Origin of the sequence: Sphingomonas sp. PAMC 26605, from assembly GCF_000241485.1 — a bacterium.
Classification (GTDB): Bacteria; Pseudomonadota; Alphaproteobacteria; order Sphingomonadales; family Sphingomonadaceae; genus Sphingomonas.
In genome coordinates this window covers 2,944,636-2,959,448 of sequence record NZ_JH584241.1, presented here as the reverse complement: position 1 = coordinate 2,959,448, position 14,813 = coordinate 2,944,636, and the positions used below count along the sequence as shown (strand labels likewise).

At 64.4% G+C, this 14,813-nt stretch carries 10 protein-coding genes and 1 pseudogene; 8 read left to right on the top strand and 3 right to left on the bottom strand.

The window, feature by feature from the left end; translation table 11 throughout:
• The first annotated feature begins 87 nt into the window (after positions 1-87).
• The 3 genes from RH90_RS13755 to RH90_RS13745 all read left to right on the top strand — a co-directional run bounded on the left by RH90_RS13755 (position 88) and on the right by RH90_RS13745 (position 5,629).
• The gene (locus RH90_RS13755) at positions 88-2,553 is read left to right on the top strand and encodes a TonB-dependent receptor (RefSeq protein WP_010186301.1); all 2,466 of its coding nucleotides are present in this window, start codon (positions 88-90) and stop codon (positions 2,551-2,553) included.
• A 50-nt stretch (positions 2,554-2,603) separates the two neighbouring features.
• Positions 2,604-4,223 carry an alpha,alpha-trehalase TreF gene (gene treF / locus RH90_RS13750; RefSeq protein WP_010186300.1) on the top strand — a complete coding sequence of 540 codons (1,620 nt, stop codon included), beginning with the start codon at positions 2,604-2,606 and terminating at the stop codon, positions 4,221-4,223.
• Positions 4,224-4,354: 131 nt separating this feature from the next.
• Positions 4,355-5,629 (top strand): metallohydrolase, encoded by a 1,275-nt coding sequence (locus tag RH90_RS13745; RefSeq protein ID WP_010186299.1) that lies wholly within the window; start codon positions 4,355-4,357, stop codon positions 5,627-5,629.
• 467 nt (positions 5,630-6,096) lie between these two features.
• Here the strand turns inward: RH90_RS13745 and RH90_RS13740 are convergent, their stop codons facing one another.
• Entirely contained in the window at positions 6,097-6,699 is a 603-nt protein-coding gene (locus RH90_RS13740; protein WP_232280359.1) for a DUF1579 domain-containing protein, read from the bottom strand.
• 63 nt (positions 6,700-6,762) lie between these two features.
• Entirely contained in the window at positions 6,763-7,641 is an 879-nt protein-coding gene (locus RH90_RS13735; RefSeq protein WP_010186296.1) for an NmrA/HSCARG family protein, read from the bottom strand.
• A 112-nt stretch (positions 7,642-7,753) separates the two neighbouring features.
• On the opposite strand from RH90_RS13735, the gene RH90_RS13730 reads away from it, so the two are divergent.
• Positions 7,754-8,623 (top strand): LysR family transcriptional regulator, encoded by an 870-nt coding sequence (locus RH90_RS13730; protein ID WP_010186295.1) that lies wholly within the window; start codon positions 7,754-7,756, stop codon positions 8,621-8,623.
• A gap of 189 nt (positions 8,624-8,812) precedes the next feature.
• Here RH90_RS13730 and RH90_RS13725 read toward each other — a convergent pair whose 3' ends face one another.
• A complete protein-coding gene (locus RH90_RS13725) occupies positions 8,813-10,360 on the bottom strand; it encodes an FAD-dependent monooxygenase (protein WP_010186294.1) in 1,548 nt (515 codons plus the stop codon).
• A 630-nt stretch (positions 10,361-10,990) separates the two neighbouring features.
• On the opposite strand from RH90_RS13725, the gene RH90_RS13720 reads away from it, so the two are divergent.
• The 4 genes and pseudogenes from RH90_RS13720 to RH90_RS13705 form a co-directional block, all read left to right on the top strand.
• A complete protein-coding gene (locus RH90_RS13720) occupies positions 10,991-11,512 on the top strand; it encodes a hypothetical protein (RefSeq protein ID WP_010186293.1) in 522 nt (173 codons plus the stop codon).
• Positions 11,509-12,753 (top strand): toll/interleukin-1 receptor domain-containing protein, encoded by a 1,245-nt coding sequence (locus RH90_RS13715; RefSeq protein ID WP_010186292.1) that lies wholly within the window; start codon positions 11,509-11,511, stop codon positions 12,751-12,753. Before RH90_RS13720 ends, RH90_RS13715 begins: the two co-directional genes overlap by 4 nt.
• Before the next feature lie 3 nt (positions 12,754-12,756).
• Positions 12,757-14,214: an RES family NAD+ phosphorylase gene (locus RH90_RS13710; protein ID WP_010186291.1), complete on the top strand. Its 1,458-nt coding sequence runs from the start codon at positions 12,757-12,759 to the stop codon at positions 14,212-14,214.
• Positions 14,215-14,452: 238 nt separating this feature from the next.
• Positions 14,453-14,813, top strand: a pseudogene (locus RH90_RS13705) (integrase); the annotation flags it as partial.

The window sequence follows — 14,813 nt, the reverse complement described above, 5'->3', positions numbered from 1 at the left end:
TCCCCTGCAGAAGCGAGTCGACCGGCTCGTTTCACCGTTTCGATCGCGTGCGCAGGCTGCGCGCGCGCATTCCATTTGGGGGAAACCATGCGCCTGACCTTACGATTCGCTTTGCTCGCCTCGGTCGCGCTGTTCGCGTCGCCCGCCATCGCCCAAACGCAGCCCGACGCCGCACCGCCCGCACCGGCCGCCACCGAATCGGGCGAGGACATCATCGTCGTCGGCTCGTCGGACCCGGCCGGGCAGCGCAAGCAGACCGCCGGCTACGCCGTCACCACGCTCAGCATCGACAGCATCAAGGCCGCCGCCCCGATCAGCGCGGCCGCCGTGCTCAAACTGGTGCCCGGCATCTTCCCCGAGACCACCAGCGGCGTGTCGGGGCCGAACATCGAAGTCCGCGGCTTTCCGACCGGCGGCGACGCCAAGTTCGTCACGATGCAGATCGACTCTTTGCCGATCTACCCGGTATCGAGCCTGTCGTTCCTCGACAATTCGACGCAGATCCGGATCGACGAGACGGTCAAGCGGGTCGAGGCGACGATCGGTGGCCAGGCGGTGCTGTTCGGCAATGGCCAACCCGGCGCGACGGTCAATTTCGTCCAGAAGAACGGCCGCGACGATCCGGGCGGGCTCGCCGAGGTCACGCTCGGCAGCGGCAGCCTCTATCGCTTCGATGGCTATTACGGCGCCGATCTCGGCCGTGGCTGGTACGGCAGCGTCGGCGGCTTCTATCGCACCGACAAGGGAGTGCGGAACACGCAATTCCCCGCCGACCAGGGCTATCAGATCGTCGGCACGCTCACCCATGTGTTCGACGACGGCGGGTCGTTCACGCTCTACGGTCGCCAGACGCATGATCAAAACGCCTTCTTCACCGCGGTTCCGCTGCTGCGCACCGGTCCCGACAGCGACGTCAAGCTGCATCCCTTCCCCGGCTTCAACCCGACCACCGACACCTTTCTCGGCAACGCCACGCGCGTCGTGACCTTCGACGTCGCGTCGAACGGGACGAACACGCCGGTGTCGCAGACGGTGGACCTCGCCAAGGGTCGCGGCGTCGAGCTCCATCTGGTCGGTCTGGATTTCGCCAAGACCTTCGGCGCCATCGCCTTCTCGAACAAGCTTGCGTATTCCGCGGGCACGACCCCGACGATCGCGGAATTCACCGGGGCCACCCCGGTCACGCTCGGCGCCTTCATCGCCGGCCAGGTCACGACCGCGAATGCCAATGCCACAGCGCTGGCCGCCGCCGGGCGCCCCGCTACTGGCGGCACCGCAACGCTGATCGGCAGCGGCCAGACGCTGACCGACATGAATCAATATGTGCAGGGCGTCGGCGTCTATTCGATCGTGAAGAAGATCAGCTCGTTCCAGGACGAGGCGCGTTTCTCGACCCGACTGTTCGAGGGCAATACGCTGACCGTCGGCGGCTATTTTGCCGATTACGACTCCGACGACACCTGGCTGACGGGTCATAACCAGCTGATGACGGTGCAGAACCACGGTCAGCCGATCAACCTCGTGCTCGACAATGGCGTGAAGATCACCAATGCGAGCGGCGTCTATACGCCGACCGCGCTTGCCCTGCACAATGTCTATCACGGCGACAACGAAGCGCTGTTCCTCGCCGATGCCTGGAGCATCACCCCCAGGCTCAAGCTCGACGCAGGCTTCCGCTACGAATGGGAGCAGATCGACGCGACCTTCCAGAACTCGGGCAAACAGAACATTTCGACCGATCCGCTCGCCTTGTACGACGTCGGCGCCTCGGTCCTGCTGCCCGGCACCAAGCCCGTTACCTATCGCGGCGGTGCCGCTGCCTTCAATGTTGATGCGAATTACGAGATCGCGCACAATCTCAACGCGTTCATCGGCTACAATAAGGGCTATTCGCTGCCGACCTTCGACGACCTGCGCTCGGGTGTGAGCGTCACCACGAGAATCGACCAGATCCAGGGCGGCATCAAGGCGCGGGGCCGGGCTTTCGCCGCCAACCTGACCGGCTTCTACAACACCTTCCGCGGCCAGCCGAGCTCGCAGATCCTGACCGACGGGACGGTGGTGCGCTACAATACCAGTTCCGACACCTACGGCCTGGAATTCGACGGCGTCGTGCGGCCGTTCCACAATGCCTCGCTGACGGTGACGGGCGATTATCAGCACGGCAAATATGTCGCGGGCGGGCCCGGCATCACCGGCAGCCAGGTGCTGCGCAACCCTGATCTCCAGGCGCGCGTGACGCCGAGCTACACGCTCGACACGCCGGTCGGCGGGCTGACTGTCTATGCCACCGGCAGCTATGTCTCGAAGCGGTTCGCCGATCTGCAGAACCTGCAGCCGCTGCCGAAATATACAACCCTCGACGTCGGCGCGTCGCTGGTGCTCGACGACGGGCTGGAAGTGCGCTTCACCGGCCTCAACGTGACCAACACGCTGGCGATCACCGAGGGCAACAGCCGCGTCGTCGGCAGCGGTGTGGCGACCGGCGGCATTTTTCTGGGGCGCCCGTTGTTCGGCCCGGACTATCAGGTCAGCGTGAAGGTGAAGTTCTGAGGCCCTGCCGCCCCGGGCTGTGCTCGGGCCGGCATCATCGAGTGTTCGATATGAAGACGTCCAATTGCGTTCTGGCTTTGCCGCTACTGAGCCTTGCGCTGATCGGCGCCGCGGCCGACAGGTCGCCGGCCGATCGCGCCATCACTGTCTCGCGGCAAGCGGGAACGCCGGCGGATCTGTACGGCCCACTCTTTCGTGCGGTCCAGACCGCGCATGTCTTCGCGGACAATAAGACATTCGTCGACCTCATTCCGCGCGATCGGCCGGAACGGATCATGGCGGCCTTCGCCACCGAGAAGCCGAGCGGGAGAGCAGCGCTCGCCGCCTTTGTCGCGCGCCATCTCGCGGGGCAGGACGGTCCATCGCAAAAGCTCTCGCTACGCGCGCATATCAAGGCACTCTGGCCGGTGCTGGCCAGACCGCCGCTGGCAGTCGTACCCGGCGCTTCGTCGCTCCCCCTATCCGACGCCTACGTCGTGGCCGGCGGGCGCTTCCACGAGATGTATTATTGGGACAGCTATTTCACGATGCTGGGCCTGAAAGCGGACGGGGAGCAAGCGCTGATCGAATCTATGCTCGCGAATTTCGTATCGATGATTGATCGCTACGGCCATATCCCGAACGGCACGCGCAATTACTACCTCAGCCGGTCGCAGCCGCCGTTTTTTGCCCTGATGATGGATCTATCGGAGAGTCACGACCCGGCGCTGGATCGGGAACGGCTAGCAGCACTTAAGGCCGAGTATGGATATTGGATGGCGGGGGCGGCGTGCCTCGGCGCGGACGGCGCATGCCAGCATGTCGTCAAGATGCCCGACGGCAGCCTGCTCAATCGCTATTGGGATGCGCGCGACACGCCGCGCGACGAATCCTACACGCAGGATGTGGAGACGGCACGCAAGGCCGCACCGCGCGCCGCCGATCGCGTGTATCGCGACCTGCGAGCAGGCGCAGAGAGCGGCTGGGATTTCAGTTCGCGCTGGTTCCGCGACGGCAAGACGGCCGCCACGATACAGACGACCGACATCGTTCCCATCGATCTCAACAGCCTGCTGTGGAACCTCGAGAAATCGATCGCGCGCCGCTGCGCCGCAGCGGGTGACACCGACTGCGCGTCCGCGTTCGAGGCCCGGGCGGACGCCCGCAAGGCCGCGATCTCGACCTACCTGTGGTCGGCGCAAGACGGTCGCTTTGCCGACTGGAACCGCGTCACCACCGCGCCAACACCCGCGATCAGCGCTGCGATTCTCTATCCGCTGTTCGTCGGGCTTGCGACCGGCGCGCAGGCCGATGCGACCGCAGCGCTCACTGCGGCGAGGCTCGTCGCCCCCGGCGGGCTGCGCACCACGACCGACCCGACCGGCGAGCAATGGGACGCGCCCAACGGCTGGGCGCCGCTCCTCTGGATCGGCGTCCAGGGGCTCGCGCGCTATGGGAAGAGCGACCTTGCCGACGACCTCGCCCGTCGCTGGATCGGCACGGTCTCGCGCTTCTACGCCTGCACCGGCCGGATGGTCGAAAAATATGATGTCGAGCGCGGCCATGCCGGCGGCGGCGGCGAATATCCCGTGCAGGACGGCTTCGGTTGGACGAACGGGGTGACACGCGTCCTGCTCGACCGTCCGGGAATCGATCCGGCGATCGCGACCCGATGTCCGTCGCCAAACTGACCCGACGCTGCCTGAGACCCCATTCGAGGACGATTGTGATGACGAGGCCAAATACGGTGATGCGCGGCGGCTACGCTCGGCTCGTCGCAACGATGCGTCGCGGGACGAAGGCCCGCGCCAGACCCTTTGCTATGCTTTTCGCGACAGCGGTTGCGTGCGCCGCGGCATCCTCGGCATCCGCCGCGCCCGACCTTGGCGAACCGCTTCCGGCTTGGTCACCAGGGTATTTCTACATCCATCACATCAGCACGGGCCGCGGCAACGCGACGTATTTCGTCTTTCCCGACGGCACGACGCTGCTGATCGATGCCGGGGAAGCCGACCGGAAATTCGCCGAATCCGTCGCGCCACTCAAAGCGTTTCCGCCGCGTCCCGACGGTGCGCATTCGGCGGGCTATTGGATCGCCGACTATATCCGGCAATTCGCGCCCGCCGGCCGGTCGGTGAAGCTCGACTATGCGCTCATCACCCATTTCCACACCGACCATATCGGCACGATCACGCCCGATTCACCGATGTCGCGCACCGGCGCCTACCGCCTGGCCGGCATAACCGAAGTCGCCGAGCGCATTCCGATCGATACATTGATCGATCGGGCAGCGCCGTCCTACGATTATCCGGTCGATCTCCACCAATGCGCGCGTCCGGGTGGTCTGCCCGGCTCGAATGGTCTGTCGCTGGCGAACTATCTGAGCTTTGCCGCGTACCGGCTGCAGCACGGCCAGGCCGTCATCGGCCTGAAACCTGGCGTATTGGATCAAATCAAGCTCGGCACGGCGCGGTCGTTTCCGAGCTTCCATGTGCGCAACATCGCGTCGAGCGGCATCATCTGGACCGGCGCCGGAGAGGACACGCACTACTACATACCCAAAGGTGCGGTGACCGATTGCAGCTTCGACGAGAACCCGTTCAGCAATGTCCTGACCTTCGCGTACGGCAGGTTCAAATATTACACCGGCGGCGACATTCCAGGCGTTCCTAACTACACGCAGCCGTGGTGGCGCGATGTCGAGACTCCCGTGTCGGCAGTCGTCGGTCCAGTCGACGTGATGCTGCTCGATCATCATGGCAACAGGGATACGATCAACGAGAACATCCTGCGCAACCTCGCCCCGCGCGTCCTCGTCCAAGAGAATTGGCTGTCGCCGCAGCCGGGCGAAGAGGTAGTGACCCGCATGGCGTCCAAGGGTCTCTACCCGGGTCCGCGCGACGTCTTCGCCACCGGAATGGCCGCCGAGAGCCGCGTGGCGATCGGGCCGATTATGGACAGCATCTACAAGAGCTACGGTGGACACGTCGTGGTTCGGGTCGCCCCGGGTGGCGACAAATACGAGGTTTATGTCCTAGACGACACGACCCGGCGCCGTAGTGTTATCCAGCGATTTGGGCCCTACGCTTCGAAATAGCGAATTTCGCTCCAGGCTACAGATCCGGCTGATCGGGACGTTTTCAGGCAGTCTTATCTGTATCGATTTTTTCTGAAGCGGCGCCCGTTCTGGAAGCGGGTTGCTCACTGCTAGTTATTCGCACGGCTGTTGCGACCCACTTCCAGCCGTCCCTTGTGCGATTGCCGCCGCCGGAAAGCGGACATCGGTTCATGTGCTACGTGCTCGCCTTGGCGGGCCAACGCGATCGCTGTTGAGGGCGAGGTTTGGGACGAAGCCGTCGATCGCAGGCCGCACGGCGAACGACACCTTCTCTCAAGAGCTGCCGTCGGCTTTGCGGCTGCGCTGACCCGTTTGTGGCCGTTCTGCAGGCCTTTTTCGCTTGCCGGCTTTAGACACGCGTCAAGGTCGACCCAGCAGGATCTCCGGTCGGTCTCAATCGCTGGCACGTAGTTGGTGGACAATCGGGTCTCTTGCTGCCTCGAAATCTACTTGCGGCGCGTGAACGCGTACCGGTTGGCCAACCACATCCGGCCGGTGCCGTCCGCCAGCATGAAGCGCTGTTCCTTCATGTCCCGGTCGGGGCCTTGGTCAGTGATGACCTGGTCCATCGAGAGGAGTTGGCCGACAACCGCAACCCCAGGCGCCGGGAAGGCGAACGGTTCGAACACCAATGTGATACGACCGTCCTCTCCCGGTCCGAAGCTGAACGCGGGCATGAGGCCCGCCGGGACGCGGGTGTCGAGCGACACGTACTTCCACCGTCCCTCGACGCGCTGATAGCTGAGCAGGTCGAGCCGCTGGGTCTCCACTCCGTCGGCGCCGCGCGGGTAGGTGATGATCTCCTGCAGCGCCTGTCCGATCATCCTGCGTTTCGCCACGGCGCGGATGGTCGTCGGGGCGGCGCCCGGTGACGCCCAGGCGGTCAGCACGACGTCCCAGGTTCCGACGCGTTGCGCCATGCGTGCGTTCTCCGGCCCCAGCTCGATCATGCGCGCCATCGCCGAAGGGGCCTGCTGGGCAAGCGCGGGGACCGCGGAACCCAGTAGGAGGACGGCGGTGGCGGCCATGAGGGCATTGCGGAAGGTCATGTCGAGCATTCCATTTCTAGATGCTGATGGGGACTGCTTTCGATCCGGGAGCGCCGGTGTGGCTCAGGCTGCCGCCCATGTGGCGGCAGCCGCAACGGCGAAGTCACGATATGAACGCGGCGCGTGACCGAGCAGCGTCGTCAGACGTGCGATCTCGGCCTCGGTCGCGACCGCGCCGTCCTGCTGATAGCGGTGCATCATCAGGCGCATGTCATAAGCGAGCCACGCCGGTCCGAACGCCTTCAGACGCTGTTCCAGCGCGTCCAGGTCATTTCCAGCATAGCCGATCGGGCGCCCGAGCACGTCGCTCCACAGCGCGGCGATCGTCTCGGCGGTCAGGACATCGGGCCCGACCAGTTCGTACGTCTCGTGCGGCAGCGGCGTGTCGGCCTGCTCGCGGCGGAGCAATTCCTTCGCGGCGGCTTCCCCGATGTCGCGGATGTCGACCATCGACACGCCTGTGTCGCCGATCGGCATGCCGTACACGCCCCCGCCGAGCAGCGCGTCCTTCTGCCGCATGTCGTTCTGCATGAAATACGCCGGGCGCAGGATGGTGACGGGCAGGTCCGCGGCGTGGATCATCCGCTCGACCGTCATCTTGCTCGCGAAGTGCGGCACGTCGGCATAGGCTTCGCCCTTGAACACCGAGAGATAGACGATGCCCTTCACACCGGCCTCGCGCGCCGCGTCGAGCGTCAGCATCGCCTGGGTCAGCTCGTCGGGGGCGTTCGGGGCGAGCAGGAACAATGTGCTCACGCCCGCCAGCGCGGCGCGCACGCTGTCGATATCGGAAAGATCGCCCTTCACGGCGGTGACCCCGTCGAGGAACCGGGCCTTTTCCGGGCTGCGCGTCAGCGCGCGGATCTCGGCGCCGTGCCCATCGAGAAAGGCCAGGACCTGCGAACCGATCGTGCCAGTGCTGCCGGTTACCAATATCGTCATGTCTCATCTCCTGCTCGCCGCGACCTCATCGTCGCTGGACAGAGATAGCCGTTCCGCAGATCCTAGGAAGATGGCATGATCAGGACACCTCGTCTCGGGATTGGAACACTCAGTGGATTTGGCCGCTCTCGCCGACTTCAACCTCGTTGCCGCACATGGCGGCTTCGGCCTTGCCAGTCGCGCGACCCATCGTCCGAAGGCGACGCTATCGCGCAAGGTTGCCGAGTTGGAAGCGCATCTGGGTGTTCGGCTGATTGACCGCGGTTCGCGGACGTTGCGCCTCACGCCGGAAGGGCGCGCGTTGCACGACCGCACGCAAGGTCCGCTCGCCGAGATCGGCGAGGCTGAACATGCGGTTGCATCAGGCGCATCGGTGCCGAGCGGCACGCTTCGGATCAGCGCCCCGCTGGTACTCGCTCATGTGATGCTGCCGCGCGTCGCGACGGCGTTCGTCCAGGCCTATTCGCAGGTCGCGCTCGAGATCGTCGCCGAGGATCGCAAGGTCGATCCGGTCGAGGACAATTACGATCTCGTGATCCGCATCAACCCTGATCCCGACGAGCGGCTGGTCGGGCGACGGATCCTCGAGGATGAGCGCGTGTTGGTGGCGGTGCCGGATATCCCAAATCCGTTCCTGATCGATCGCGAAGACGCCGCCGTGATCGCGCCTGTCGTTGGTCACATTGCCACCTCTGCGAACCCGCTCTGGCGGATCAGGACCGATCAGGGCGTGCGCGTACTCAGCCCGCAGGTGCGGTTGCGTTTCTCTTCATTCCTGATGGTGCAGGACGCGGTTCTCGCCGGCGCCGGCGCTGCACTCATGCCAAAACTGCTGGCAGCGGGAAACATAGCCTCCGGCAGGCTGGTCGTCTGGGGCATCGACGACGGACCGAAGGTCGAGATCTGGGCACTCCAGAACTCGCGACGCCTGTCGAGCTCGAAGATCCGCGCTTTTCTCGAGGCGATGACGCAACTCATGTAACCGGAACACCGTAGCTCTTCAGGATGGCGGTGCCTGCTCGTGAGGACGAGCAGATGCGCCATACCGCCTACACAATTTCTACGGGCTTATGACCCAATGCCGGACGCTCCGAGGCACCTGGGCGCATCCCGGAAGCAGACGCTTGTTCGTCTCGATCTATGGCCAGCCTCGCCCGGTGGACACGCCAGCTTACGGCATGGAATCATGGTCACCTCGCTCGCAGCTTAGCCACCGGGACAACGCTCGGGCAGCCTCGGTGCCGTCCGTGGCTCGGTCGCTTGCCCAGGCGACAAAGCCGTCGGGGCGAATGAGCAGCGCGTGCAAGCCTGACAAGTCGCACCCGTCGCACCGCAAATAGGTGACCTGTTCGCGGTAGCGGTCAGCAAGCGTCCGCAAGCAACCGCTCGCACCACCGTCCAGCAGAAGCGCCCGTCCCAGGTGGAAGCGCTCGTTCAGGCGCGTTCCGTCATCCAGCTCGAGATCGGGGACGCTGCGTCCAACCAGAGGATGGTCGCTGCCCAGGTCATAGTGCACCGCCACGCCCCAGACGCGCTCGGCGAAATAGGTCGCGCCATCCGGCGTCGCGATGAGGTCGCCGACGATGGCGCGGAGTGCTTGTTCGCTCGGGCTCGGTCGCATCAGCGCCACCTGCGCGCGCGACCAGTCGAGGATCTGCTCGGCGACCGGCCGCCGCTCGCGCTGGTAGCTGTCGAGAAGTCCGGCCGGGGCATCGCCGCGGATCGTCGCACCAAGCTTCCAGTTGAGGTTCATCGCATCGCCGAGCCCGAGGTTGAGGCCCTGGCCACCCAGCGGCGAATGGATGTGCGCGGCATCTCCCGCGAGCAACACGCGCCCCCGCCGATACTCGCGCGTCAGATGGGCGCGATCCGTCCAGGTCGTGACGAGGCCGGTCGCCGTCAGCTCGACCTCGGTGCCCGAGATGCGGCGCAGCACCGCCTGGAGATGATCGCGGGTGATCGGGTCCATTCGGTGTTGCGCCCCGCAGTCGAACTCGACCATTCTGATCATGTCGGGCCGGTCGAAGATGTAGGTGCCGGTCGGTGTATCGTGGTGGCCGGGCTCCAGCATCGATGGATCGGCAAGTTCGACCTGGGCGAAATAGCCGGTGAATTCGGGATCGGTGCCGGTGAAACCGAAGCCCGCCGCCTTGCGCACCGCGCTGCGGCCGCCATCGCAGCCGACCAGCCAGCCGCCCCGGAAGCTCTCCTCACCGGCGCGGACGGTCACATCGCGGTCCGTCGCATCGACGCTCGAAACCCCCGAGCGGTGTCTGATCGTGACGCCCAGATCCTTCGCGCGATCCATCAGAACCGCCCCGATGCTCTCCAGATCGGCGGCCATCGGGCTGGCGGCGTGCGGCAGGCGAAAGGGCCATTGGCTTTGGTCGATCTGGTCGAGGAAGAAGTCGATGCCGGCGAAATGCCCGCCAGGCCTGCGCTCCTCGTTCATCCACGGCGCAGCGGCCGCAATCTCCCGGTCGGGTAGCCGCGCTTTCAGGCGTGCCAACAGGCCGCGCCGGTCGAAGCTTTCGATGGTCGTCACGGAAAGACCGCGCAGACCGAAGGGCGCGCGCTTCAACGGCGTGGCCACCTCGCTCGCCTGTTCAAGCACCAGCACGGAGCAATTGGCCAACGCCAGTTCGCACGCCAGGAACAGGCCGACCGGGCCGGCGCCGGCAATCAGGACATCGTGATATTCGGGTATGGGGATATTCATGGTCGTGCTCCGCTGTCGACGTTCGACCGGAGCGTTTCTCGAACCTGAGACCCACACGGACGAACGCGGGACGCAAGAACGCGTCCTTCGTTCGCCGCGGGGGTCTGGGGCACGAAGCCAAAGACCAGAGCACCCGTTACCGGGAGGACTTGGGCTTACCAAACCAAGTCTGCCTTTTCCGACGCGCCGCTTCTAGCCGTCGCCAGCCCCGCCGCAAATGCAATCGTGGCGCTGACACTGGTTTGTAGCGCCGCACAGCGATCATGCACCTCCGGCAACAGGGGAGCTCCTGACTGCAGCTTCACCGCGCGCAGATGACCGCTCTTGTCAGATCGAGACGTTCGCGTCGGAACCGGCGAACGGCAAAATCTGGTCGGGAGCGGCTCTGCACGCCGAGACCGGGGCAGAACGGTCGGCGCCGACAATGCGGTGTCGAGTCCGGAAAGAACGCCAATCACTAGAGTTGATGACCGAGTTTGGTTGAGCGTCGGACATACCTATTGCTCTGTACCCAAACATCGCGATTTGTGGCCACCATCGCATCATTGCGGTAAGGAATAGCAGGCTGTCGGTAGCGCCGTTTTTTGCACAAGGTCTGCCCGCACTCTAAACGACGATCGCGGGGAAGACGTGAGCAAATATAATCATTTGAGCCCGCTCGCACAGAAGCTCGGCGCGTGGATGGCGCGCCAATGCGTCGACGGCTTGCCAGCTCATGTCGATGAGGGCCTCGCAAATGCTTTCCCGGATGTTGAAGTCAAGCAGATCAAGCTGGCTCTGGCGGAGCTGAAGGCCGACGGGCTCGTCGAGCTGAACAGCGCGATCAATCGCGCGATGCCGTCCGTGCGCACGACGTTTGCACTTTTCGTCGCGGCCGATCCCGCAATCACCGGGCACAATCCCAGAAAAGATGCCGTCCTGCTGGCGCGGATGATGATCGAGAACCCCAAGCTGGGAAATATTCGTGAGCTGGAGGCGGCGGCGGATTGGCCGCGCCGGCGGTTCAATCCTGCGGTCGGGCTGCTGGTGCCGCTGTTTCCACATAACCGGATGCGCACGCCGCTCCAGAACGACTATCCCGTGCTCGGCTTCATTGTCGGTGACGACGAGATCGTGTCGCTCCGCCGCTTCGTCCAGAGCCACACCCGATGATCAAGATCACCCACAACGGCCGACCCTTCGACGCCGACCGCTTCGCGCAAGAGCTGCAAGCGCACGCCATGGAACTCGCCATGGCCGCGATCGAGACGAAAGCCCGTGGCGCCGCAGGCTCCATCGTCGATCCGGAAACCGGCAAGCATGCGGTCGTCTTCGTCGACCGGCTTCCCGGTCACCGGGTAGGGATCCGAACGAGCGGCTCGCCAGCCTTCGCACGGCTCTTGGAAAAGCGGCTGGGGGTCGACCCCGGCGACGTCAGTGTAATGGGAGTGGATAAGATGGTGGCAGAGCCGCGTGTGTATCTGGCTCACGCGAGCGAGGACAAGGCGATGGTCCGGCCGATCGCCGAATATCTCATGGCCAACGGTATCGAGACCTGGTTCGACGAGTGGGAGATCGACCACGGCGACAGCCTTCGCCAGAAAATGGAGGAGGGTCTCGGCGACATGACCCATTTCATGGTCATCCTGACACCGACATCGATCACCAAGCCTTGGGTTGCGCGTGAGATCGACGTTGGTCTCGTTGGTCTCGTCGGGGGCAAGAACCGCATGGTGCCCCTGCGGGTCGGCGTCGATGTCGGGCAGCTATCACCCTTTCTCCAGACGCTTCTGTGCGAAGCGATCGATCCGACCTCCGACGTGCAACTGGCAGCTCTCGTCGACCGGCTGCATGGCGTCAGCCGCAAGCCCGCGCTCGGCGCAAAGCCCAAGCATGTCATCACCGTGCCCGAGGGCCTGGAAGGCTGGTCACCCGCTGCGGTAGCAATCGCGCAGCATCTCGCGCAGACAAGCGAGCACGCCGTCAGTTTCGATCCGCACACCCAGCCTGTAGACATCAGGGCAGCAACCGGGCTTTCGGCGGTCGAGGTTCGCCTCGGCATCCTCGATCTACGCGATGCCGGCATGCTGTGGCAGAGCGAGCATGGCGATCTGTCGGTCGCGCCGCTTGGACCGCTGTTCGTCGAGTTTGACGCGAGCGTGATGCCGTTCGATCCGGCCGTCGACGCGGTCACCTTGGCCAACCGCCTTGTTAGCGACGATGTCGAAGATGCGAATACGGAAGAATTGGCGGCGAAGCTCGACTGGAAGCCCCGCCGGATGAACAGCGCCATCGCTTATCTCGAGCGCGCCGGTGCCATCGAGACAGTCGGCGCACTCGCGTCGGACCCTTGGCGCGCCGTGTTCCTAAGCAACGGCGACGAAACCCTCCGCTTCGTGCGCAGCAAGGCTTGACCGATGGCCGACGACGACGAGGAGCGCGTCGTCGGCGCCGACTGCGTTGGCGAAGCCTATCTCAAGGCTGAGATCGAAGCGTCGGGCGAGGAGCGCGAATGCTCGTTCTGCGGCTTCGACGGTTCGGTCGTCAGCATCGCCGATCTGGCCCAGCCGGTAAACAGCGCCTTCGAAGCGCACTACACCCGGACCTCCGATCAACCGGACGCTTTTCAATCGGCGATGCTTGGCGACCGCGAGAGCAGCTACGAATGGGAGCGCGACGGCGAGCCGGTCCTGGAGGCGATCCAGGGTGCGGCCTCGATCGAGGAGGAGGTGGCGCAGGAGATCCTCGACATCCTCGCCGATGAGCATGGCGACTGGGATTCAGCCATGGCCGGCGAGGAATGCGAGTTCGATCCCGAAAGCTATTATGAGCGCAAAGGCCCGAACGATATCGAGTTCCAGCTTGAATGGCGCAATCTGGAACGGTCGCTGAAAGGCGAGACGCGGTTCTTCAACAAGGTCGCCGAGAGCCTTCTCGATCGCATCTTCACCGGCATCGAGGGCTTTCGCACGCGCGACGGGCGGGGCGTGATCCGCCATGCCGGGCCGCTCACCGAACTCGAACAGTTCAGTCGCGCCCGCGTGTTTCATTCGGACAACAGGCTCGGCGCCGCGCTCGAGCGTCCTGACCGTGAGCTCGGACCGCCGCCGAGCGCCGTAGCGCTCGGCGGCCGAATGAACGCGCGCGGCGTCTCGCTGTTCTACGGCGCCACCCATGCAGACGCGGCCTTGTCGGAGGTTAGACCGCCCGTCGGCAGCCGCGTGCTCGTCGGAAAATTCGAAGTCATACGGCCGCTGCGTCTCCTCGACATCGATGCGCTTCGCTCCGTCTATGTGGAGGGGAGCGTCTTCGACCCAACCTATATGGCGCGTCTGGAACTGGCGAAGTTCATGGAAAGTCTCAGCGCCCGCATGACGACGCCGGTCATGCCAGATGACGAGCCGACCGAATATCTGATCACCCAAGTCATCGCCGACTATCTGGCGGCAAAGCGCGACCTGAACCTCGACGGCCTCCTCTATCCATCCGTACAGCAGCGGGGCGATCACCAGAATGTCGTCCTGTTCAGGCGCGCATCGCGGGTCAGAAACATCGACCTCCCCCCGGGCTCAGAAGTGTCGGCGATGCTGAATTCCTTCGACGAGGATGGACCGTCACCAGATTACTGGGTGTCTGAGAGCGTGCCCCCGCCCGAGCCGCCAAAGCCGGCCCCAGGCGGGCAATTCTGGCCTGCCACCTATCTCGACCCCTTCGCCGATTCGGGCGACGTTCGCGAGCCGGCCCTGGCGGTCGTCATGAATACGCTCCAGGTTCATCATGTCGAATCCATCAAGTTTCGCACGGACACGTTCGATGTCCGCCGCCACCGGACCGAGAAGCGGCCCTCGAAACTCCGCGGCGCACAGGATTTTTGACGCCTGACCTAAGCACCAGCGCCGCGTCGTTCTAAAGACCGTCGTTCCGGCTGTCGCCGTTCGTTCAACGCGCCCTGATCGGCCTGACGCAATCCGAATGACCGCTCTTGTCAAGTTACGACGTTCGCGCCGCCAGAAGCGAACGACCGACCGTGGTCGGCAGGTGCCTCGGAGCATTCCTGCTTATCAGGCGCCAAAGCGTTCTTCGGTCGGCCAATCTGGCCATCGGAGAATGATCATGGAGATACCTGAAACCGAACCCACCGCGACAAAGCGCCCAGTCTGGAATGCCGGACGGACCGTTGGCGCGAAGCGCGCGCTGAAACCGAAGCAAATATGGGAGATCCGATTTTACCTCAATCAGCGCCGCCGCTTGCGAGATCGGGCGCTGTTCGACCTGGCGATCGATAGCAAACTCCGGGGCTGCGACCTGGTACAGATGAAGATCCGCGATCTGGTCAGCGGCGGGCAAATCCGAACGCGTGCGATTATCATGCAACAGAAGACCGGTCGGCCGGTTCAGTTCGAGTTGCTTCCGGACGCTCGGACCAGCCTGCTGGCGTGGCTTGAACGGCAGGGCGGCGCAGTGGACGATTATG

Excerpts from the sequence above, each read along its gene's own strand:
- RH90_RS13755 (WP_010186301.1), top strand. The coding sequence starts at position 88 with ATGCGCCTGACCTTACGATTCGCTTTGCTCGCCTCGGTCGCGCTGTTC.
- treF (WP_010186300.1), top strand. The coding sequence starts at position 2,604 with ATGAAGACGTCCAATTGCGTTCTGGCTTTGCCGCTACTGAGCCTTGCG.
- RH90_RS13745 (WP_010186299.1), top strand. The coding sequence starts at position 4,355 with ATGCTTTTCGCGACAGCGGTTGCGTGCGCCGCGGCATCCTCGGCATCC.
- RH90_RS13740 (WP_232280359.1), bottom strand. The coding sequence starts at position 6,699 with ATGACCTTCCGCAATGCCCTCATGGCCGCCACCGCCGTCCTCCTACTG.
- RH90_RS13735 (WP_010186296.1), bottom strand. The coding sequence starts at position 7,641 with ATGACGATATTGGTAACCGGCAGCACTGGCACGATCGGTTCGCAGGTC.
- RH90_RS13725 (WP_010186294.1), bottom strand. The coding sequence starts at position 10,360 with ATGAATATCCCCATACCCGAATATCACGATGTCCTGATTGCCGGCGCC.
- RH90_RS13715 (WP_010186292.1), top strand. The coding sequence starts at position 11,509 with ATGATCAAGATCACCCACAACGGCCGACCCTTCGACGCCGACCGCTTC.
- RH90_RS13710 (WP_010186291.1), top strand. The coding sequence starts at position 12,757 with ATGGCCGACGACGACGAGGAGCGCGTCGTCGGCGCCGACTGCGTTGGC.